The organism is Pseudomonas sp. B14-6 (assembly GCF_013260315.1).
Lineage (GTDB): Bacteria > Pseudomonadota > Gammaproteobacteria > Pseudomonadales > Pseudomonadaceae > Aquipseudomonas > Aquipseudomonas mandelii.
In genome coordinates this window covers 4,913,967-4,935,336 of record NZ_CP053929.1, presented here as the reverse complement: position 1 = coordinate 4,935,336, position 21,370 = coordinate 4,913,967, and the positions used below count along the sequence as shown (strand labels likewise).

The window sequence follows — 21,370 nt, the reverse complement described above, 5'->3', positions numbered from 1 at the left end:
CAGCTACAGCAGAAAACTAAAAGCGAGAACCGGGCCCGGAAAGAAACGCCAGCTCTTCAGCCGTAGACTCCCTTCCCAACACCGCATTCCTGTGCGGAAACCGCCCAAACCGCGCAATCACCTGCTGATGCTTCTCGGCATAGTTCAGATAGTCGATAAACAGTGCCCGATCACTCTCAGGCTGTTGCGCAACCAGATCGATGTACCGCGAAACCGCCTCGTTCTGCACCGCCAGATTCTCGCAATGTTCAAACACCAGGTAGATAAACACCCGTTGAATCGGCCGCAACTGCCGATCGAAATCCGCAGCAATTCCTTGCGCCACCAGTGCCTGAGCCCTGAGATCGCCTGAAAAGGATTTGGGGGTGTCGCGAAAGATCATTCGCGGGAGCTGATCGAGCAGCAGCACCAAGGCCAGCCAACCTTCGGGGCGTTGCGCCCATTCAGTCAATCCGCCGGCCAGTGCCTGCTCGACCCAGTCCCCGAAACGCGTCTGCGCTTCGAGGTCCTGGCTGTCGCGCTTGCCGAACCATAACTTGCCCTTGTCAGCCGCTATGTCTTGGGGGATTCGAAGGTTCCGAACCACCACTCGAGCAACGGCTGCCAGGGCGCGGTCATGGTTTATTCCTTGTGGTAAGCCGTGACGCGTTCGACTTCTTCTTTCGAACCGAGGAACACCGCAACACGCTGGTGCAAGCCCTCAGGCTTGATGTCGAGGATGCGCTGATGGCCATCGGTGGAAGCGCCACCAGCCTGCTCAACCAGGAACGACATCGGGTTGGCTTCGTACATCAGACGCAGTTTGCCCGGCTTGGACGGCTCGCGGTTGTCGCGTGGGTACATGAACAGACCGCCACGGGTCAGGATACGGTGTACGTCGGCAACCATCGCCGCGACCCAGCGCATGTTGTAGTTCTTTTTCAGCGGGCCTTCATCGCCAGCCAGCAATTCGTCGACATAACGTTGTACCGGCGCTTCCCAGTGACGCTTGTTGGACGAGTTGATCGCAAATTCCTGCGTGGACTCCGGGATCGTGATGTCTTCATGGGTCAGCACGAAGCTGCCCATTTCACGGTCCAGGGTAAAGCCCTTCACGCCATTGCCCAGGGTCAGCACCAGCATGGTCTGTGGACCGTAAATCGCATAACCGGCGGCAACCTGCTGAGTGCCTGGCTGCAGGAAGGCCTTTTCGTTCAAAGGCTCGTTCTGGGTCAGGTATTCGTTCGGGCAACGCAGCACCGAGAAGATCGTACCGACCGGCGCGTTGATGTCGATGTTCGACGAACCATCCAGTGGGTCGAATACCAGCAGGTACGCGCCTTTCGGGTATTTGCCCGGGATCTGGTAGGCATTATCCATTTCTTCGGATGCCATGCCGGCCAGGTGACCGCCCCATTCGTTGGCTTCGAGCAGGATGTCGTTGGACATCACATCAAGCTTCTTCTGCACTTCGCCTTGGACGTTTTCAGTGCCCATGCTGCCCAGAACGCCGCCCAGGGCGCCCTTGGACACGGCGTGGCTGATTTCCTTGCAAGCACGCGCCACCACTTCGATCAGGAAACGCAGATCGGCAGGGGTGTTGTTGCTACGGGTCTGCTCAATCAAATAGCGACTCAGGGTAACGCGGGACATGGAAGGCTCCGGTGGAATTGGGGGCTAAAAACCCGCGCAGTTTAACGCGAGTCGAGGCGCATTTCCTCCTATCAGACGTGATACGCCCAATAGAGTTCATGCGCGGGGTTGAGCGTAGCCGTAAATGAACTCTATGGCGGCGAGGGAGCTTGCTCCCGTTGGGGTGCGAAGCGGCCCCCTGAAGCATTCGCCGCCATTTGTCCGAGAACATGCAGCCGCAGAAGTCACGACTGCTTCGCAGTCGAACGGGAGCAAGCTCCCTCGCCACAGGTTCAGGGTTTAACGGGGGGCTTGCGCAGCAAACTGAACGCCATCGCTGCGAGAAACAGCACGCTCAGCAGCAACACCCCCACAACCCGAACTTCTTCCAGTCCGTGTCCGCTGTCGCGGCCGCAGTCACCGTGGAGGAGTTGCTCACCACCGCCGCACCCTCCACCGAAGCCTTGCCCAGCGCCGCCCACTTGGCCGCGCTGTAATCCGGGATCAGCGTCGACAACGGCAGGTTCGCCGCCTTCACCGTCGCACTCCCCAGCGCCAGCGTATAAGGCCCCGCCCCACGCGCCAGGAACACCAATTGCATCGAGCGCACAGCAAACTTCAACGTCGGCGCTTCAGCACCCAAGCCACCGCCGCGCTCATCCACGACCAGCTTCAACTGCTGCACGGTTTGCCCCGACAGCTGCAATTCGTTCTGCACCACGTCCTGGCCACTCTGGGTCAGGCGATAGAGCAAACCGCTGGTCAGCGGCTGCCACGGCAGGCTGCTTTCGCGACGACCGGACAACGTCACCGGCGCCAGGCTGTTGGGCTGACTCAGCTCGACCTGGACCCGCTCGACATTCAGCCCCATCGGCAACTGCCAGGTGTACTCACCCGCCTTCACGCTGCTGCCCGCCAGCGGTTGCGACCAGACCAACGGCAGCGGCAGACTGCGGGGACTCGCGCTTTGCAGCTGCGCAGACGTCAGCGTCGGTGCCAATTGCGGTGAATTCCACAGCAGGCGCAGATAACGCGCCGATTGCCCCGGCAAGCCGACTTCATGCTGCTCGACCCGTTCATCGGCAAACGTCAGCCGCGCCACCTGGCCTTCGCCCCACGACTGCCAATGCTGCAAGTCGTCGCTGGCCTCGATGGTGAAACGCTGAAAGCCATCGCGCTCGCTGGTCCAGTCGAGGATCAACTGCTGCAACGGCGCCTTGATGGCGCTGGCGTCGAGCAACCAGCCGCGCAGCACTTCTTCGCCCGCCTCCAGCTGACTGGACGGTTGCACTTCGACCAACGTGCCGTTCGCGCTCGATTGCACGCGGATGCCCGGCGCGCGCTCCGTGGCGTCCGCCGAGGTGTACAGCGGGAACCACTTCACATCGGTCAGCGTACGATTTTCCCGGGTTGACGCCGCCTCGCGAGCCAAGGCGTAGGCCTGGGCCTCACCGGCAGCGTTGAACACGCGAACATCGCTGAGGTCCGTTTGCCGCGCATTCAGTTGCACGCTCAAGGGCAATTCGAGGCGATACCAAGGCCCTTCGCCGCTCACCGACAACGGCACGTGCGTGGCAAAGTCCGCCGGTTTTTCCTGAGCGCTGGCGGACAGCGCCACACCCAACGCAACAGCGCCCAACCAGCCCAGGTTCAACTTCTGACTCAAGACGACACTCCTTCGGTTTCAGGGGCCGGCCTTTCAGCGTCGGCTCCGCCTTGGCGCTCCGCCTCGGCGCGCTTGGGCGGCAGCGGCGCGAAATAGCCCACCACCAGCAGCAACACGCCGACGCCGATAAACGACACAATCCGCGCAAGGCCGCCGCGATTACTCAGTTCGACAAAGAACAGTTTGGCCACCACCACGCCAATCAGCGCGGCGCCGATCAGCCAGACTTCACGGCGATGACGCAGATGGCCGCCGATCATCAGGCTCAGCGCCATCAGGGTCCAGACAATAGACAGCCCCGCCTGCACCAGCATCGATTCAAGCAACGCATCGAGCTCGAACGGCACACCGCCCCAATGGTGCGCGGTGCGCATCACCAGTGCGGTGAAGAACGCGAACAGCGAGACCCCGGCGATCAGTTGCGTGGCGTGCTCTATGTAATCTTTGCGAATCGCCAGTTGCGTCACGGCGCTGCGGGACCAGACGTAGACGCCGAACAGCGCAAACAGCAGACCCAACTCCAACGGATTGACCAGCGGCACATAGGGCAGCGGCTCGGCCGTGCCGTCGCTGACGATATTCGCCAGCCAGAACCAGCCGAGCATCAGCAGCGCCAACGGTGCCGCCGCATAGAAACGGTACTCGCGTGGATACGCCGAAACAGGCCAAGGCCCATTCCGTGGCGCCGCCATCAGCACCAGATACAGACTCGGCAGGATCGCCCAACCCAACCAGCGCCAGGCGTTGTACTGCTCGGACAACAGCAGCAAACCGTAACGCAGCTCCAAGGCCAGCACACCGATCAACAGCCAGCAGCCGAGCACATGTGCGGTGCTCAGGGCACGCGCCGGCAACATCGGCGCCAGACGTCGCAGGGAGATGAAATGCACGACGAACACGGCCGCCCACACCAGCCAACCGAAATTGGCTGCCGGGTGATAACGCGAGTGCCACGCGGCGAGCAGTACCAGACCGGCAGCGGGCATCAGCAAGGTGCAAAGCAGGCCCAGCGACGACCAATTCAAGCGCAGCGCCAACACCGCCCACAGCGCCACGCTCAAGGCGGCAACCGCCAGCAACAAGGTTGCTTGCAGATTCAGCGGTGCAAAACGCAGCACTTCACTGATCCACGCCAGCGCCCACCAACCCGCGCCCCACACCAGCAGCACTTCGGACAAACGCTGCAAGCTCAGCACATCAAACGCCGAGGCATGGTTGCCAAGTTGCAAGCGCCACGCTCCGACCATCGCGGCCAGGCCCAACACCAGTGGCGTCCAGAAACCGCTGTGGGCCAGAGGTTTCAACCCTTCGCTGGCCAGCGGCCCGAGCAGGTCCGGCCCGGCGAACAGGAACGCTGCGCCGCCAATCACCTGCAACAGCAGGCCGAAGACAAAACTCACGCGCTGCTTGAGGTACAGGCTCAGCCAAATGATGAACAAGCCACTGGCCGCCCACACCGCACTCGCGGTCTGCCAGGGCAGCACGAACAGCACCGCCAGGTTGATCAGCACCAGACCCGCCAGCAACACCACCGACAAGCCGCGCAGTAGCCGGACATCGCTGCGCACCATTTCATCACGCGCGGCGAGCAACATGCCGGCGATCAGCGCGAGGCCGATCAGGGAGGCACTGAGCAAACCGCTCCAACCCGCGCTAAACACGGCGCCAGACTCACCGCTGGAACCTTGCAAGCGCAGCAGGAACAGCGCACCGCCGAGCAACTGGACAGCAAACGCGGTGAACAGGAACGTGCGCGATTGCAGGCGCAAGCCGACAAACAACGTCGCCAACCCCGCCAGCGCCCAACTGATGGCGGTACCGTGGGTCAGGAAGAACAATGGCGCCAACAGATAGAGGAAGGTCAGGCCCAGGCAAGCCAACACCGGCCGCCCTTTGCGCTCCCATTCCGATGTCTGTTCGGGCAGGGCTTTGCGCAATTGATAGAAGCTGAACAACAACGCCACGCCGAGCATCAACGCGCCCAGCGGAGCGCCGTCGAGCAAACTGCCGTCGCCGATGCGCAATTCGCTGACAAACGCGATGGCCGAGCCCAGTTGCAGCAATAAGGCAAACGCACGAGCCAGCGGTCGTTGCTGACGCAGGCCGAGCCAGAAAATGCCCGCGCCCTCGACCGCCCAAGCGGCAGCCGTCCAGCGCGCGTCGAGCCCCAGCGGAATCGCCAGGCTGGCGAAGATCACGCCCAGCGCCAAACAGGTTTCCGCGAGCAGCAATGCGCGGCCGCCCATCAGGAAACGCGCCAGGCCCATGTAGATCATGCCCAAGGCCAAGACACTGAACGCTGCGGCAAATTCCAAATGCTGAACCAGCGCGAACTGCAATCCGAAGCCCACCAGCGGCGGGCCGAACAGCATCGTGCCGTCGACGTAATCGCCCTTGCGCGCCGACCAGCGCAGCAGCGCCTCGCGGCTACCGTCCTCGGGGGCGTCGCTCATCTCCAGCAACTTGCGCCGGGCAAACAGCAGGCCGATGGCCAGGTACATCAGGAAGAACAGCACCAGGAACGGTTCAGTGCTCCACAGCAATTCCGGTGTGTAGGAGCGCAGGCCCCAGGCGAAACCGATGCCGAAAGTGCCGACGAAACCGATCAGGTTCAGCAGTCGCCAGGCCTTGAACCAGGCGATGGCGAGGATGCCGGCGTTGAGCAAGGCGAAGTAGCTGAACAGCGCGACGTGGTTGCCGGCGCCGGTGGAAGTCAGGATCGGTGCCGCGAAGCCGCCGAGTGCAGCGGCCGCGGCCAGGCCCAACGCATCCTGGGTGATGGCGAGAATCGCCGAGAACACCGTGACCGCGACCAGCAGGCCCAGGGCGGCGCTTGGATCGAGCAACGGGTGCAGGCGCATCGCGGCAAATACCGTCAGGTACAACACGGCGATGCCGGTGCCTTGCAGCATCAGCGCGTAATTGCTGTTGCGTGTCCTGAGCCACCAACCCAGACCAAGCAAGCCCAACGCAGCGGCCGCAACCCCGGCGTAACGCAGTTCGATCGGCACCACCATGCCTTCGGTGGCATACCGCAGCAAGAACGCCAGACCGAGGAACAACAGCACCACGCCGACCCGCAGCACGGTGTTGCCGCCGAACAGCCAGTTGCGAGCGCCGCTGATGGCCCGCTCGATGAAGTTCGGGCCACGCGGGACGGCGGGTTGTTGCGGTTCGCGGGTAACAGGCTCGGGTTTCCAGACATCGTCGGGCAGCGGACGGCTGGTTTGCGCTGCCGTTGCGCTCATCGGCTCGAGTTCGGGCGGAAGATCCCAGATCAGCTCGGGGGTTTCGACAGGAATGTCATCGAGGGTGAATTCAGGCGACGGAGCGGCTTCGCTGGCAACCGGCTCGCTGGTTTCAGGCGTTGTGACGCCCGGCACCTCCAACAATGCCAGGCGTTGCTGCACGCCATTGAGCGCAACCTGCGCCTGCTCCAGCAGACGACGCTGCTCGGTCGCTTCTGAATCCAGGCGGCCGATACGAATGGCCTGCCCTACTCCCAACCCGAGCAGCGCACCCAATAGCGCATCGCTGAATGACTCATCGAGTATCCAGCCCAGCACCAGCCCAATCAGCATGAACATCCATTGCATGGTCGATATCCCTAAGCGGCCCCGCTGCGGGGCGAATCCGGGTGAAGCAGTCTCTGGCTGAGTCTAGTGTGAAACCACATAAACCTGTGGGAGCGAGCCTGCTCGCGAAGGGGCCATGACATTCAGCATTGACGTTGAATGTCAGACCGCTTTCGCGAGCAGGCTCGCTCCCACAATGGATTGCCAGTGCCTGCTGCCCGGTGAAACTGGGGCTTAGTATATCGATCAGGCCCAACAACCGCCGGGCCTTGCTCGCAATTATTGCTAAAAGTTACTCCAATGCCTTCCAGATATCCGTGGCGTACTCGCGAATGGTCCGGTCGGACGAGAACCAGCCCATCCGGGAAGTATTCAACACCGCCGAACGCCACCAGGCTTGCGAATCATGCCAATGGGCTTCCACGCGCATCTGCGCGTCCCAATAGGAATCGAAATCGGCGCAGACCAGGAAGCGGTCGTAATCGATCAGCGAGTCGATCAACCCGGTGTAACGGGCCGGATCATCCGGCGAGAACACCCCGCCGCGAATCGCTTGCAGCACGTCATTCAAACGGTGTGATGCGGCAATATCCGGCGTCGCATTGAACTCATGGTTCTGCTTGCGTGCCTCAACCTGCTGGGCACTGAGACCGAAGATGAACATGTGCTCGGGGCCGATGAACTCGCACATTTCGACGTTGGCGCCATCGAGGGTGCCGATGGTCAGCGCACCGTTGAGGCCGAACTTCATGTTGCTGGTGCCCGAGGCTTCAAAGCCCGCGGTGGAAATCTGCTCCGACAAATCCGCCGCCGGAATGATGCTTTCCGCCAGGCTGACGTTGTAGTTGGGCAGGAACACCACTTTGAGCAGTCCGCGCACCGTCGGGTCGTTATTCACCACCCGGGCGATGTCGTTGGTCAACTTGATGATCAGCTTGGCCTGGTGATAACTGGCCGCCGCCTTGCCGGCGAAGATCTTCACCCGCGGCACCCAGTCGATTTCCGGCTCGGCGCGAATCGCCTGGTACAACGCCACGGTGTGCATCAGGTTGAGTAACTGGCGTTTGTATTCGTGGATCCGCTTGACCTGCACGTCGAACATGGCCGCCGGGTTGACCGCGATCCCCAGTCGTTCATGAATCAGGTACGCCAGGGCTTTTTTGCTGTGCAGCCGCTGCTCGGCGAAGGCTTTGCGGAACGCAGCTTTCTCGGCAAACGGCTCCAGTTCCTTCAGGCGTGCTTCAGCGTTGTCCAACAGGTCCGGGCCGAGGGCGTCGACCATCATCGACGTCAGCTCGGGGTTGGCCTGGTAGAGCCAGCGGCGGAAGGTGATGCCGTTGGTCTTGTTGTTGATCCGCTCCGGATAGAGCTTGTGCAGTTCGGAGAACACGGTTTTGCGCATCAGTTGCGTGTGCAGCGCGGACACACCGTTGACGCTGTGGGATCCGAGGAACGCCAGGTTGCCCATGCGCACTCGGCGGCCGTTGTCTTCCTCGATCAGCGACACCGCACGCAGCACGTCGAAGTCGTGAATGCCTTTGGCGCGCAGCGAATCGATGTGCTGGGCGTTGATCTGGTAAATGATCTGCATGTGCCGCGGCAGCATCCGCTCCATCAAACCGACCGGCCAGGTTTCCAGCGCTTCCGGCAACAGCGTGTGGTTGGTGTACGAGAGCGTGTCGACGGTGACCTGCCATGCGGCATCCCACGCCACGTCGTAGACGTCGACGAGCTGACGCATCAGTTCGGCCACGGCAATCGAGGGGTGCGTGTCGTTGAGCTGGATCGCCGCGTGGTCGCCCAGGGTCAGGACCGAGGTGTGCATGTTGCGATGGCGGCGCAGCAAGTCCTGCAAGGACGCGGCGACAAAGAAGTATTCCTGGCGCAGGCGCAGTTCCTGGCCGGCTTCGGTGCTGTCCGCCGGGTAGAGCACGCGGGAGATGCTTTCCGCCCGGGCGACTTCGGCCACAGCGCCCAAGTGGTCACCGGCGTTGAAGCGCTCCAGGTGCAAATCTTCCATGGCGCGGGCACGCCACAGGCGCAGCGTATTGACGCTCGCCCCGCGCCAGCCGACCACCGGCGTGTCGTAGGCAATGGCCCGCACGGTTTCCGCCGGGGACCAGACTTGCTTGGACTTGCCGTTTTCATCGGTGACGGTTTCGACACTGCCGCCGAAGCCGATCGGGTACACGACTTCAGGCCGTTCAAATTCCCACGGGTTACCGAAGTCCAGCCAGTGTTCGGTTTGCTCCTGCTGCCAGCCGTCGACGATGGCCTGGCGGAACAAGCCGTGTTCATAACGAATACCGTAGCCGTGGCCAGCGATGCCGAGGGTCGACATGCTTTCCATGAAGCACGCTGCCAGACGACCGAGGCCGCCGTTGCCCAGCGCCGCGTCGGGCTCCAGCAGGCGGATACGTTCCAGGTCGACGCCGAGTTCGGTCAGCGCTTCGCGGGCGACGTCGAGCAAGCCAAGGTTGCTCAGGCTGTCGTAGAGCAGCCGGCCGATGAGAAATTCCAGGGAGAGGTAGTAAACCCTTTTCTGACCTTTGCGGTAGATCTGCCGGGTGTGATCCATCCAGTGCTCGACCATGTGATCGCGCGCTGCCAACGCAATGGCTTCGAACCAGTCGTGGTCGAAGGCGTGATCCGGGTCTTTGCCCACCGCGTAGGTGAGTTTGGTCAAGACGGCATCGCGAAATGCGGCCACCTCTGCTTCGCGAACAAGTGGTTCTTGAGTCATCGATAGGACCTCGAGCGAGCGTGGAGTTGTTGAGCCTAGACGGTCTGACAGGCCGTTGGGACTCTGGTTCGGCAGTTTTTCCTGATAGTGCGAGATAGGGCGGCATTACATTGTCATGTGCCTGAATCAATGCAGGGGCCGTGCCGGATTAACGGTGTTATTTGAGCGAAGGAGAAAAAATCTGGCGAAAGGTTGTTCAAAAATCCACCAGTCCCGGTATGATCGCGCGCCCTGATGCACACGCTGGTAACAACCGATGATGAAGTCCAACCTGATCGCCGCCGCGGAGATCGATCGCCTCGATACCTGGGCCAAATATTCTGCACCGATGTGCGGCTCGTGTGTATCCAGCTGCTGCACGCTGCCGGTCGAGGTCAAGATCAAGGACCTGATCCGCATCGGCATCGTCGACGAGTTCGAGCGCGGCGAGCCGCCAAAGAACATTGCCAAGCGCTTGCAGAAGGAAGGGATCGTCGAGCGTTACAACCAGAAGTCCGAGATCTTCACCCTCCAGCGCATGAGCAACAACGATTGCCTGTACCTGGATCGTAAGAGCCGTCTGTGCACTATTTATGAAAAGCGCCCGGACACTTGCCGCAATCACCCGAAAATCGGGCCACGGCCGGGGTATTGCGCATACAAGCCTAAAGAAGTGGCGCGCGAGAGCAGCGCCAGCCGTAGGACGCTTGAGAAGTTCTGATCTGCAATCACGCTGCCGGATAGATCGCCTTCGCGGGCGAGCCTCGCTCCTACAGGTCATGCGCCGTTCTTGTGACGCGTGCAAAACCCGTAGGAGCGAGGCTTGCCCGCGAAGGGACCCGAACTGACACCGCACAAACCCCAGACAAACAAAAACGCCCCCGACCTTGCGGTCGGGGGCGTTTTTTTAGCAGCTAACTAAGTCGAGACTCAGTTACCGGCTTTCTTGGCAGCGCGGGTACGCTCGCTTTCGCCCAGGATCTTCTTGCGAAGACGGATGGACTTAGGAGTGACTTCGCACAATTCGTCTTCTTGAACGAATTCCAGAGCTTGTTCCAGGGTGAAACGGATAGGCGGAACCAGAGCGATGGTTTCGTCTTTACCCGAGGCACGCATGTTGTCGAGCTTCTTGCCTTTGGTTGGGTTGACGCCCAGGTCGTTGTCGCGGCTGTTGATGCCGACGATTTGACCTTCGTACACGTCTTCACCGTGACCCAGGAACAGTTTGCCGCGAGCTTGCAGGGTTTCCAGCGAGTAAGTCAGAGCCTTACCGGTAGCAACCGAAACCAGCACGCCGTTTTGACGGCCGGACATGTCGCCAGACTTCATCACGTCGTAACGGTCGAAGATCGAGGTCAGGATGCCTGCACCGGAGGTCAGGGTCAGGAACTCGTTACGGAAACCGATCAGGCCACGAGCCGGGATGTTGTACTCAAGGCGCACACGGCCCTTGCCATCCGGAACCATGTTGGTCAGGTCGCCTTTACGGATACCGATCTGTTCCATGATCGAACCTTGCGATTCTTCTGGCAGGTCGATGGTCACGTTTTCGTACGGTTCGTGCTTCACGCCGTCAACCATGCGGATGATCACTTCCGGACGACCAACACCCATTTCGAAGCCTTCGCGACGCATGGTTTCGATCAGTACCGAGAGGTGCAGCTCACCACGGCCGGAGACTTTGAACTTGTCGGCGGTGTCGCCTTCTTCAACGCGCAGGGCAACGTTGTAGAGCAGTTCTTTGTCCAGACGTTCCTTGATGTTACGGGACGTCACGAACTTGCCTTCTTTACCGCAGAAAGGCGAGTCGTTTACCTGGAAGGTCATGGAAACGGTTGGTTCGTCAACGGTCAGCGGCTTCATCGCTTCGACGTTCAGTGGGTCGCACAGAGTGTCGGAGATGAACAGCTGGTCGAAGCCGCTGATGCAGACGATGTCGCCGGCAGCTGCTTCTTCAACGTCGATACGGTGCAGACCGTGGTGACCCATCAGCTTCAGGATACGACCGTTACGCTTCTTGCCGTCGGCGTCGATAGCAACAACCGGAGTGTTCGGCTTGATGCGGCCACGAGCGATACGGCCAACGCCGATAACACCCAGGAAGCTGTTGTAGTCCAGAGCGGAGATCTGCATCTGGAACGGACCTTCACGGTCGACTTTCGGCGCAGGTACGTTGTCGACGATCGACTGGTACAGCGGGGTCATGTCTTCAGCCATGTCGGTGTGTTCCAGACCGGCAATGCCGTTCAGGGCCGAGGCGTAGACGACTTTGAAGTCCAGCTGTTCTTCGGTAGCACCGAGGTTGTCGAACAGGTCGAAGATCTGGTCCAGAACCCAGTCCGGACGTGCGCCTGGACGGTCAACCTTGTTGATCACCACGATTGGACGCAGGCCGGCTTCGAAAGCCTTCTTGGTCACGAAACGGGTTTGCGGCATAGGGCCGTCTTGAGCGTCAACCAGCAGCAGAACGGAGTCAACCATCGACATTACGCGTTCAACTTCGCCGCCGAAGTCAGCGTGGCCCGGGGTGTCCACGATGTTGATGTGGTAGCCGTTCCAGTTGATGGCGGTGTTTTTCGCCAGAATGGTAATACCGCGTTCTTTCTCCTGGTCGTTGGAGTCCATCACGCGCTCGTCGTTGAGCTCGTTGCGCTCCAGGGTGCCGGATTGACGCAAGAGTTTGTCTACCAGGGTGGTCTTACCATGGTCAACGTGAGCAATGATGGCGATGTTGCGTAGATTTTCGATCACTTGTGTATCTCGATCAGAGGATTCGGTGTGCTGACAAGTCTTGGCAGCGATTAACAGTAGAGTCCGGCAAAGCCGTTACAGCTTGACGGCGGCGTCGGGGGGCCGGTGACGCAGGCCACAGGCAAACAGCCCCGGGCACTTAGCTCGGTCGATAAACGCGCACATTGGCATGCCCCTCACTGAGCAAATGGTGGGCATGCAGGCGACTCATCACGCCTTTGTCGCAATACAGCAGGTACTGGCGAGTAGGGTCCAGTTCCTTGAAACGAGCGTTCAATGCATAAAACGGCATCGTTTGTACCTCAATGCCAGCAAGGCCCAGCGGGTCGTCTTCAGCGGCATCCGGGTGACGGATGTCGATGACGATCTGACCAGCCAACGCTTCGCTGACTTCTTCGATCTGCAAGTCCTGGCCCAATTCGTCGATCACGCGATCGATCGGCACCAGTTTGGCGTTCTCGAGCGCACGCTCAAGTACTGCCATGTCGAACTGTTGTTCTTCGTACTCCACGCGCGGACGCTTGGCGTGGGTCTTGGGGTTCACCGAGATGACCCCGCAATATTCCGGCATGTGCTTGGCGAAGTCGGCAGTACCGATTTCGTTGGCCAGGTCGATGATGTCCTGCTTGTGACTGGCGATCAGCGGACGCAAGACCAGCTTGTCGGTCACGCAGTCGATCACGGACAGGTTCGGCAGTGTCTGGCTCGACACCTGGGAAATCGCCTCGCCGGTAACCAGCGCTTCGATGTCCAGCCGATCGGCAATACGGGAAGCAGCGCGCAACATCATACGCTTCAAAACTACACCCATATGACTGTTATCGACTTTCCCGAGAATTTCTCCCAGTACTTCCTCGAATGGCACACTCACAAATAACACGCGCTGGGAGCTGCCGTACTTCTTCCAGATGAAGTGCGCGACTTCCATGACGCCCAGTTCATGGGCCCGCCCGCCCAGATTAAAGAAGCAGAAATGGCTCATCAGGCCGCGGCGCATGATCTGGTACGCAGCCACCGTGGAATCGAACCCACCTGACATCAACACAAGCGTCTGTTCCAGGGCGCCCAGCGGATAACCGCCGATGCTGTTGTGCTGGCTGTGGATCACGAACAACCGTTTGTCGCGAATTTCGATGCGGACTTCGATTTCCGGCTCTTTCAGCGAGATTCCCGCGGCGCCGCACTGACGACGCAGTTGGCTGCCGACGTATTTCTCGACGTCCATCGAACTGAATTCGTGCTTGCCGGCACGCTTGCAGCGCACCGAAAAGATCTTCCCGGCCAGCGCATCACCGAAGTGCTGCTTGCACTTGGCGACGATGTCGTCGAAGTCGCCCAGCGGGTATTCATCGACTTGCAGGAAATGCGCGATGCCCGGCATGCAGCTCAGGCGCTCGGTCATCTCCTTCAGGGCCTTGGGCTCGCTGACGCGGGTTTCCAGCTCGAGATTGTCCCACACACCGTTCACCACCACAGCCGGGTCCAGGTCGCGGAGCACGGTACGGATGTTTTTGGCCAACTGGCGGATGAAACGCATCCGTACCGGGCGGCTCTTGATGGTGATCTCGGGGAAGACTTTTACGATTAATTTCATGAAAACAGCGCGCGCAGGCCCAGCCGAAAAAGGGGGGCGCGGATTATAGCGGAAATTGCTCAAGGTTTAACCAGTTAATGTGCAGAAGGTTTTGCGCGCACCAAAACAGGTCATTTGATGATTTTAACGCTACATTGTAGGGCGAGATTTTCCGCTTACAGACGCTTTGTGCCTTTATAAGCGTGATATTGGGGCAAAAAACCCATGCTGGGGCACTGGCATGCAATTTGCTCCCTTGTGAGGCAGGTTGCCTTGGCAGAGTATTCGCGCCGGCATCACCCACATTCTAAGGGCATCCACTACTAAGCCCGAAGCCACCCGGAGGACACTATGTCGAAGTCGGTTCAACTCATCAAAGATCATGACGTCAAGTGGATTGATCTGCGCTTCACGGACACCAAAGGCACTCAGCACCACGTGACCATGCCGGCTCGCGACGCGCTGGATGAAGCTTTCTTCGAAGAAGGCAAAATGTTCGACGGTTCCTCCATCGCTGGCTGGAAAGGCATCGAAGCCTCCGACATGATCCTGATGCCGGACGACAGCACTGCCGTTCTCGACCCGTTCACCGAAGAGCCGACCCTGATTCTGGTTTGCGACGTGATCGAGCCTTCGACCATGCAAGGCTACGACCGTGACCCACGTGCGATCGCCAAGCGTGCCGAGGAATACCTGAAGTCGACCGGTATCGGCGACACCGTATTCGTAGGTCCAGAGCCAGAATTCTTCATCTTCGACGAAGTGAAGTTCAAGTCCGACATCTCCGGTTCGATGTTCAAGATCTACTCCGAACAAGGTTCGTGGATGTCCGACCAGGACGTGGAAGGCGGCAACAAAGGCCACCGTCCAGGCGTCAAAGGCGGCTACTTCCCGGTTCCGCCGTTCGACCACGACCATGAAATCCGTACCTCCATGTGCAACGCCATGGAAGAGATGGGCCTGGTTATCGAAGTTCACCACCACGAAGTGGCCACTGCCGGCCAGAACGAAATCGGTGTGAAGTTCAACACCCTGGTGGCCAAGGCTGACGAAGTTCAGACCCTGAAGTACTGCGTACACAACGTGGCTGATGCCTACGGCCGCACCGCGACCTTCATGCCTAAGCCGCTGTACGGCGATAACGGTTCGGGTATGCACGTTCACCTGTCCATCGCCAAAGATGGCAAGAACACCTTCGCTGGCGAAGGCTATGCCGGCCTGTCCGACACCGCCCTGTACTTCATCGGCGGCATCATCAAGCACGGTAAGGCCCTGAACGGCTTCACCAACCCGTCGACCAACTCCTACAAGCGTCTGGTCCCAGGTTTCGAAGCGCCGGTAATGCTGGCCTACTCGGCTCGTAACCGTTCCGCTTCGATCCGTATTCCTTACGTGTCCAGCCCTCGCGCTCGCCGTATCGAAGCCCGCTTCCCGGATCCAGCAGCCAACCCGTACCTGGGCTTCGCTGCACTGTTGATGGCTGGCCTGGACGGCATCCAGAACAAGATCCACCCTGGCGACGCAGCTGACAAAAACCTGTACGACCTGCCGCCTGAAGAGGCGAAAGAGATCCCACAAGTTTGCGGCAGCCTGAAAGAAGCCCTGGAAGAGCTGGACAAAGGTCGCGCGTTCCTGACCAAAGGCGGCGTGTTCTCCGATGACTTCATCGACGCTTACATCGCTCTGAAAAGCGAAGAAGAAATCAAGGTCCGCACCTTCGTACACCCACTGGAATATGAGCTGTACTACAGCTGCTGATCCGGTAGCGCCTGCGCAAGCGGCGTGACAAGAAAGAGGCCTCCTTCGGGAGGTCTTTTTTATGCCCGCGATTCAACAAGCGCTGAAAAACCCTGTGGGAGTGAGACCGGCTTCCCGGCGATGGCATTTTTTCATTCAATATTGATGTTGGCTGATCCACCGTTATCGCGAGCAGGCTCACTCCTACAGGGTTTTGTTGCGTTGGGAGATCTCTGTAAATCATGCCCGGATGTTTTTGAATTGGGTCAACCGCCACCCCTGACCTATGCTGCATCCCAACGCTTTTGTTTCTGGTCGATTTTATGGGTCGTGGTTTTCTTCTGATGTGGCTGCTGATCGCCCTGCCCGCCGCAGCGCAGATCTATAAGTACACTGACGCCTCCGGCAACACCGCCTACAGCAATCAGCCACCCGATGGCGTCAAGGCGCAGCCGGTCGAGTTGCCACCGCTCAACAGCGTTGCGCCTCAGGCACCTCCCGCGCCCGCTGCCGAAGCCAGCAACCGCGAGCCGCCGCGCAGCGCCTATGAGGTGCTGGAGTTGACCGGTTTGCCCACCGACGAAGCCCTGCGCGCCAACAACGGCACGTTCACAGTCAGCGTCCTGATCAAACCGCGCCTGCAAGCGCCGCATCTGCTCAGGTTGTTGCTTGATGGCCAACCCTATGGGCAATCGAGCAACGTGCCGATCCTGCAACTGGTGAACATCGATCGTGGCGAACACAGCCTGGCGGTGCAGGTGATCGATGGCGAGCACATCATCCAGCAAAGCCCGACGCAGACATTTACCGTGCAACGGGTGCACAAGCGATGAGGATGTGGCTGCTGATCGCCTGCCTGATCGCGCTGCCGGTCACGGCCGAGGTGTTCACTTACGTCGACGCCCAGGGCAACCGGGTCTACACCGACCAGCCAGGCTCAGGCAACGCCAAGCGTGTGCCGCTGGCGACGAGCAATCGCATGTCTGCCAACCCCAGCGGGGCCGCGCCGGTGACCGCTGCGCAAAAAACCGAAGACAAACCCTTGTTCCACTACGACATGCTCCGCGTGCTGGTCCCGGAACCGGACGCTACGGTCCGTAGCAATGCCGGTGAGCTGATCGTCAGTGTCACCAATGAACCAGGCCTGCAACGAGGGCACCGCTACCGATTGCTGCTCGACGGCCACCCCACCGCCGAGCCGGGCCTCAGTCCGGTGTTTGCCCTGAGCAACATCGACCGCGGCCGCCACAACCTGTCCGTGGAAATCCTCGATGAACTGGGTCGCACCGTCGAACGCACGGCCAATCAACCCTTCCAGATGCTGCGCATCTCCCTCGCACAGAAGCGCAAAGTCAAACCTTGCGCTCTCACCGACTATGGCCAACGGCCGGAATGTCCGCTCAAAGACAAACCCGAAGAAGAAAAAAATCCCTTCCTGCGTTTCTTCTAACGCCGTTCAGCTTTGCGCACTATATTGGTGCAATAGGGTGCACCGTACCCACATCTCAACCCATTTTGGTTCGAAAGTACCCGCAAAAGCTGGCAGAACGCCACGCAAACGAGCGTCAAACGCCCGTTTCAGGCTTTAAACGCTTCTTTTCGGAGCCTTGGTTTGGTTTTTGCATTTTCCTCATATCGGCGCGTTATTCGCGCGCATGCCCTGCTCCAAAAGAGGTCCTAAATGACCATCAGTGACGCACTCCATCGTCTGCTTCTCGACAATCTGACCACCGCTACCATTTTGCTCGATGCCGAATTGCGCCTCGAGTACATGAACCCGGCGGCGGAGATGCTCCTGGCCATCAGCGGTCAGCGTAGCCATGGGCAGTTCATCAGCGAGTTGTTCACCGAATCCACTGAAGCGCTGAATTCCTTGCGCCAGGCGGTCGAGCAGGCGCACCCGTTCACCAAGCGCGAAGCGATGCTCACCGCCCTCACCGGCCAGACGCTGACCGTCGACTACGCGGTGACACCGATCCTGGCCAACGGCGCCACGATGCTGCTGCTGGAAGTCCACCCCCGTGACCGCTTGTTGCGGATCACCAAGGAAGAGGCGCAACTGTCGAAACAGGAAACCAGCAAAATGCTGGTGCGCGGCCTCGCCCATGAGATCAAGAACCCGCTGGGCGGGATTCGCGGCGCGGCGCAATTGCTCGCCCGTGAACTGCCGGAGGAAAGCCTGCGCGATTACACCAACGTCATCATTGAAGAAGCCGACCGCCTGCGAAACCTCGTGGATCGCATGCTCGGCTCCAACAAATTGCCGTCGCTGGCCATGTGCAACGTCCACGAAGTGCTGGAGCGTGTCTGCCATCTGGTAGAGGCCGAAAGTCAGGGCTGCATCACTTTGGTGCGCGACTACGACCCAAGCATTCCCGACGTCTTAATCGACCGAGAACAAATGATCCAGGCCGTGTTGAACATCGTGCGCAACGCAATGCAGGCCATCAGCAGCCAGAACGAGCTGCGCCTGGGCCGCATCAGCCTGCGCACCCGCGCCATGCGCCAGTTCACCATTGGCCACGTGCGCCATCGCCTGGTGACCAAGATCGAAATCATCGACAACGGCCCCGGCATTCCCGCGGACCTGCAAGAAACCATCTTCTTTCCCATGGTCAGCGGCCGCCCGGACGGTACCGGGCTGGGCTTGGCCATTACCCAGAACATCATCAGCCAGCACCAGGGCCTGATCGAATGTGACAGCCACCCAGGCCACACCACTTTCTCGATCTTTCTGCCCCTGGAACAAGGAGCCACATCGACATGAGCCGTAGTGAAACCGTGTGGATCGTCGATGACGACCGTTCTATCCGTTGGGTCCTGGAAAAAGCCTTGCAGCAGGAAGGCATGACCACGCAAAGCTTCGACAGCGCCGATGGCGTGATGAGCCGCCTGGCGCGCCAGCAGCCGGACGTGATCATCTCCGACATCCGCATGCCGGGTGCCAGTGGCCTGGACCTGCTGGCGCGGATTCGCGAGCAACACCCACGGTTGCCAGTGATCATCATGACTGCGCACTCCGATCTGGACAGCGCTGTCGCGTCCTATCAGGGCGGCGCGTTTGAGTACCTGCCAAAACCGTTCGACGTCGACGAAGCGGTGTCGTTGGTCAAGCGCGCCAACCAGCACGCCCAGGAACAGCAAGGCCTGGAAGTCCCGGTCGCCTTGACCCGCACCCCGGAAATCATCGGCGAAGCGCCGGCGATGCAGGAAGTGTTTCGCGCCATCGGGCGCTTGAGCCACTCCAACATCACCGTGCTGATCAACGGTGAATCCGGTACCGGTAAAGAATTGGTAGCCCACGCCCTGCACCGCCATAGTCCACGGGCTGCATCGCCCTTCATCGCGTTGAACATGGCGGCGATCCCGAAAGACCTGATGGAATCCGAGTTGTTCGGCCATGAGAAAGGCGCGTTCACCGGCGCAGCCAACCTGCGTCGCGGGCGCTTTGAGCAGGCGGACGGCGGCACGCTGTTCCTCGATGAAATCGGCGACATGCCGGCCGACACCCAGACCCGTTTGCTGCGCGTACTGGCCGACGGCGAGTTCTATCGCGTCGGCGGTCATACGCCGGTAAAGGTCGATGTGCGCATCATCGCGGCGACGCACCAGAACCTGGAAACCCTGGTGCACGCCGGGAAATTTCGTGAGGACTTGTTTCACCGCCTCAACGTGATCCGCATCCACATTCCACGGCTGTCGGACCGTCGCGAAGACATCCCGACCCTGGCCAAGCACTTCCTCAGCCGCGCTGCGCAAGAACTGGCGGTAGAACCGAAGCTGCTGAAAAGCGAAACCGAGGAATACCTGAAGAACCTGCCGTGGGGCGGCAACGTGCGTCAGCTGGAGAATACCTGCCGCTGGATCACGGTGATGGCTTCGGGTCGCGAGGTGCACATCAGCGACCTGCCGCCGGAACTGCTGAGCCTGCCGCAGGATTCGGCGCCTGTGACCAATTGGGAGCAAGCGCTGCGTCAATGGGCTGATCAGGCGTTGGCTCGCGGTCAATCGAGTTTGCTCGACAGCGCGGTACCGGCGTTCGAGCGGATCATGATCGAGACCGCCCTGAAACACACTGCCGGGCGACGTCGCGATGCGGCGGTCTTGCTGGGTTGGGGACGTAATACCCTGACGCGCAAGATCAAGGAATTGGGGATGAAGGTTGATGGCGGGGATGATGATGAGGGGGAAGAAGGCTAAGCAGCCTTTGGATCTTCGCTGACAGTTACATCCATTCGCGGGCAAGCCTCGCTCCTACAGGTCACGCGCTAATCTTGAAATGGCGCAAACCCTGTAGGAGCGAGGCTTGCCCGCGAAGCTTTTGGGGCCAACGTGCACCGACTGAATGCACCGTGAACCGCAATCGCGCACAAAAACAAATCCAGAACCCCGCCGGTTTTCGCAATTGAACCCCTATCGAAAAAACACGAAAGCCCCGCAATACGGGGCTTTCGGCATTCCAGCGCAGCTTTCTGTTTCAACTTGTTAAAACCTGGCACGCCCCCTGCAATAGTCCATTCAGTGATTCAGTTCACTACCCGGTTTCGGGGACCTTGGTACAGGCAGGCCGGGGATTCCCCTCTTTACATCGGGCTCATACCGCACTCGCGACGAGCCCCCCAGTTTTGGGGCCCTTGATACAGGCAGGTCAGGGGTTCCTTCTTTACACCGGGCTCGACGCCATGCGCGAGCCCTGCCGTTTTGGGAACCTTGGTACAGGCAGGCCGGGGATTCCCTCTTTTATTGCTCCCGGAGATGGATCTCCAGCCGCCAGCGGTCATCGACCTCGCTACCGGTCCACTCGCCCAGCAGTGGCCGGGCCGCTACTACCGTCAGCAACAACCCCCCATCACTCAAGCGCGTCCGCCAGTTCACGACCTTATCGTTGAGCTTGAGCTGACCTTTCTGCGCCTTGCCTTGCGCCTCGAACAGCAGCGCGAGGCTGCCGTCCACGAATTCGCCATGGGATTTGGGTTCGTTGTTGAACCACACCACCAGCCCATCGTCCGTCACCTCGATCTGTTGCAATTCGCTGGGGTCAGGCGTGGTCAGGCGACCGATCATCAGCCCCACCATCAGTCCGACAATCGCCAGCGAACCCATCACCCGCGGTAATAGTTTCGAACGTGGATCGATGGGCGGCGTAGAATGCCGCTCATCTTTACCTTCGGAGCCGTGCATGTTTCACGTCATCCTCTTTCAACCAGAAATTCCGCCGAATACCGGCAACGTTATCAGGCTGTGCGCCAACAGTGGCTGCCACCTGCATTTGATCGAACCGCTGGGCTTCGAGATGGACGACAAACGCCTGCGCCGGGCCGGCCTCGACTACCACGAGTATGCCACCCTGCAACGCCACGCGGACCTCGCCAGTTGCCTGGACAGTCTTGGTCATCCAAGGCTGTTCGCGTTCACCACCAAGGGCTCGCGCCCGTTCCACGATGCCAGCTTCGCCGAGGGCGACGCGTTCCTGTTCGGCCCTGAAAGCCGTGGCTTGCCGGCAGAAGTGCTCGATGCCCTGCCCGGCGAACAACGCCTGCGCTTGCCGATGCGCGAAGGCTGCCGCAGCCTGAACCTGTCGAACACCGTGGCGGTCGCCGTCTACGAAGGCTGGCGTCAGCTCGGTTTCAAGTAACACCCATAACAAATGTGGGAGCGAGCCTGCTCGCGAAGAGGGCGTGTCAGTCGACATCAATACCGACTGAAACACCGCTTTCGCGAGCAGGCTCGCTCCC

The 21,370-nt window shown here is 60.1% G+C and carries 13 protein-coding genes and 2 pseudogenes; 7 read left to right on the top strand and 8 right to left on the bottom strand.

The genetic code is table 11. The annotated features are described in order from the left end of the window. Positions 1 to 16: 16 nt before the first annotated feature. The 5 genes and pseudogenes from HP062_RS22610 to HP062_RS22590 form a co-directional block, all read right to left on the bottom strand. A pseudogene (locus HP062_RS22610) lies at positions 17 to 618 on the bottom strand (DUF924 family protein). A gap of 3 nt (positions 619 to 621) precedes the next feature. Beyond that, positions 622 to 1,632: a class 1 fructose-bisphosphatase gene (locus HP062_RS22605; RefSeq protein ID WP_010464542.1), complete on the bottom strand. Its 1,011-nt coding sequence runs from the start codon at positions 1,630 to 1,632 to the stop codon at positions 622 to 624. Positions 1,633 to 1,904: 272 nt separating this feature from the next. Continuing rightward, a pseudogene (locus tag HP062_RS22600) lies at positions 1,905 to 3,277 on the bottom strand (DUF3999 domain-containing protein). After that, on the bottom strand, positions 3,274 to 6,873 hold the full coding sequence (locus tag HP062_RS22595; protein WP_172792053.1) for a DUF2339 domain-containing protein: 3,600 nt from the start codon (positions 6,871 to 6,873) through the stop codon (positions 3,274 to 3,276). Before HP062_RS22595 ends, HP062_RS22600 begins: the two are co-directional and overlap by 4 nt. Before the next feature lie 271 nt (positions 6,874 to 7,144). Beyond that, complete coding sequence (locus HP062_RS22590) at positions 7,145 to 9,595, bottom strand: glycogen/starch/alpha-glucan phosphorylase (RefSeq protein WP_077747594.1); 2,451 nt, start codon at positions 9,593 to 9,595, stop codon at positions 7,145 to 7,147. Positions 9,596 to 9,851: 256 nt separating this feature from the next. On the opposite strand from HP062_RS22590, the gene HP062_RS22585 reads away from it, so the two are divergent. Further along, positions 9,852 to 10,295: a YkgJ family cysteine cluster protein gene (locus tag HP062_RS22585; protein ID WP_083375245.1), complete on the top strand. Its 444-nt coding sequence runs from the start codon at positions 9,852 to 9,854 to the stop codon at positions 10,293 to 10,295. Positions 10,296 to 10,504: 209 nt separating this feature from the next. Here HP062_RS22585 and typA read toward each other — a convergent pair whose 3' ends face one another. Together typA and thiI are read right to left on the bottom strand one after the other, a co-directional pair. Then, positions 10,505 to 12,325, bottom strand: a complete 1,821-nt coding sequence (typA, locus tag HP062_RS22580; protein WP_010464551.1) for a translational GTPase TypA — start codon at positions 12,323 to 12,325, stop codon at positions 10,505 to 10,507. A 139-nt stretch (positions 12,326 to 12,464) separates the two neighbouring features. Beyond that, positions 12,465 to 13,919 carry a tRNA uracil 4-sulfurtransferase ThiI gene (thiI, locus tag HP062_RS22575; protein ID WP_077747593.1) on the bottom strand — a complete coding sequence of 485 codons (1,455 nt, stop codon included), beginning with the start codon at positions 13,917 to 13,919 and terminating at the stop codon, positions 12,465 to 12,467. 330 nt (positions 13,920 to 14,249) lie between these two features. Here thiI and glnA point away from each other — a divergent pair, with 330 nt between their 5' ends. From glnA to ntrC, 5 genes are all read left to right on the top strand, one after another. Continuing rightward, on the top strand, positions 14,250 to 15,656 hold the full coding sequence (gene glnA / locus HP062_RS22570; RefSeq protein WP_010464555.1) for a glutamate--ammonia ligase: 1,407 nt from the start codon (positions 14,250 to 14,252) through the stop codon (positions 15,654 to 15,656). Between the two features lie 302 nt (positions 15,657 to 15,958). Beyond that, positions 15,959 to 16,468 (top strand): DUF4124 domain-containing protein, encoded by a 510-nt coding sequence (locus HP062_RS22565; RefSeq protein WP_077747591.1) that lies wholly within the window; start codon positions 15,959 to 15,961, stop codon positions 16,466 to 16,468. Next, on the top strand, positions 16,465 to 17,085 hold the full coding sequence (locus HP062_RS22560; RefSeq protein ID WP_172792052.1) for a DUF4124 domain-containing protein: 621 nt from the start codon (positions 16,465 to 16,467) through the stop codon (positions 17,083 to 17,085). The genes HP062_RS22565 and HP062_RS22560 overlap by 4 nt, the downstream gene beginning before the upstream one ends. 231 nt (positions 17,086 to 17,316) lie before the next feature. Further along, positions 17,317 to 18,402: a nitrogen regulation protein NR(II) gene (gene glnL, locus HP062_RS22555; protein ID WP_010464561.1), complete on the top strand. Its 1,086-nt coding sequence runs from the start codon at positions 17,317 to 17,319 to the stop codon at positions 18,400 to 18,402. Then, the gene (gene ntrC / locus HP062_RS22550; protein WP_010464563.1) at positions 18,399 to 19,835 is read left to right on the top strand and encodes a nitrogen regulation protein NR(I); all 1,437 of its coding nucleotides are present in this window, start codon (positions 18,399 to 18,401) and stop codon (positions 19,833 to 19,835) included. The genes glnL and ntrC overlap by 4 nt, the downstream gene beginning before the upstream one ends. 540 nt (positions 19,836 to 20,375) lie before the next feature. Here the strand turns inward: ntrC and HP062_RS22545 are convergent. After that, a complete protein-coding gene (locus HP062_RS22545; protein WP_010464565.1) occupies positions 20,376 to 20,816 on the bottom strand; it encodes a hypothetical protein in 441 nt (146 codons plus the stop codon). On the opposite strand from HP062_RS22545, the gene HP062_RS22540 reads away from it, so the two are divergent. Then, a complete protein-coding gene (locus HP062_RS22540; RefSeq protein WP_150579568.1) occupies positions 20,815 to 21,270 on the top strand; it encodes a tRNA (cytidine(34)-2'-O)-methyltransferase in 456 nt (151 codons plus the stop codon). The two genes, HP062_RS22545 and HP062_RS22540, sit on opposite strands and share 2 nt — an antisense overlap. Positions 21,271 to 21,370: the final 100 nt, after the last annotated feature.

Excerpts from the sequence above, each read along its gene's own strand:
- HP062_RS22605 (WP_010464542.1), bottom strand. The coding sequence starts at position 1,632 with ATGTCCCGCGTTACCCTGAGTCGCTATTTGATTGAGCAGACCCGTAGC.
- HP062_RS22595 (WP_172792053.1), bottom strand. The coding sequence starts at position 6,873 with ATGCAATGGATGTTCATGCTGATTGGGCTGGTGCTGGGCTGGATACTC.
- HP062_RS22590 (WP_077747594.1), bottom strand. The coding sequence starts at position 9,595 with ATGACTCAAGAACCACTTGTTCGCGAAGCAGAGGTGGCCGCATTTCGC.
- HP062_RS22585 (WP_083375245.1), top strand. The coding sequence starts at position 9,852 with ATGATGAAGTCCAACCTGATCGCCGCCGCGGAGATCGATCGCCTCGAT.
- thiI (WP_077747593.1), bottom strand. The coding sequence starts at position 13,919 with ATGAAATTAATCGTAAAAGTCTTCCCCGAGATCACCATCAAGAGCCGC.
- glnA (WP_010464555.1), top strand. The coding sequence starts at position 14,250 with ATGTCGAAGTCGGTTCAACTCATCAAAGATCATGACGTCAAGTGGATT.
- HP062_RS22565 (WP_077747591.1), top strand. The coding sequence starts at position 15,959 with ATGGGTCGTGGTTTTCTTCTGATGTGGCTGCTGATCGCCCTGCCCGCC.
- HP062_RS22560 (WP_172792052.1), top strand. The coding sequence starts at position 16,465 with ATGAGGATGTGGCTGCTGATCGCCTGCCTGATCGCGCTGCCGGTCACG.
- glnL (WP_010464561.1), top strand. The coding sequence starts at position 17,317 with ATGACCATCAGTGACGCACTCCATCGTCTGCTTCTCGACAATCTGACC.
- ntrC (WP_010464563.1), top strand. The coding sequence starts at position 18,399 with ATGAGCCGTAGTGAAACCGTGTGGATCGTCGATGACGACCGTTCTATC.
- HP062_RS22540 (WP_150579568.1), top strand. The coding sequence starts at position 20,815 with ATGTTTCACGTCATCCTCTTTCAACCAGAAATTCCGCCGAATACCGGC.
- HP062_RS22545 (WP_010464565.1), bottom strand. The coding sequence starts at position 20,816 with ATGCACGGCTCCGAAGGTAAAGATGAGCGGCATTCTACGCCGCCCATC.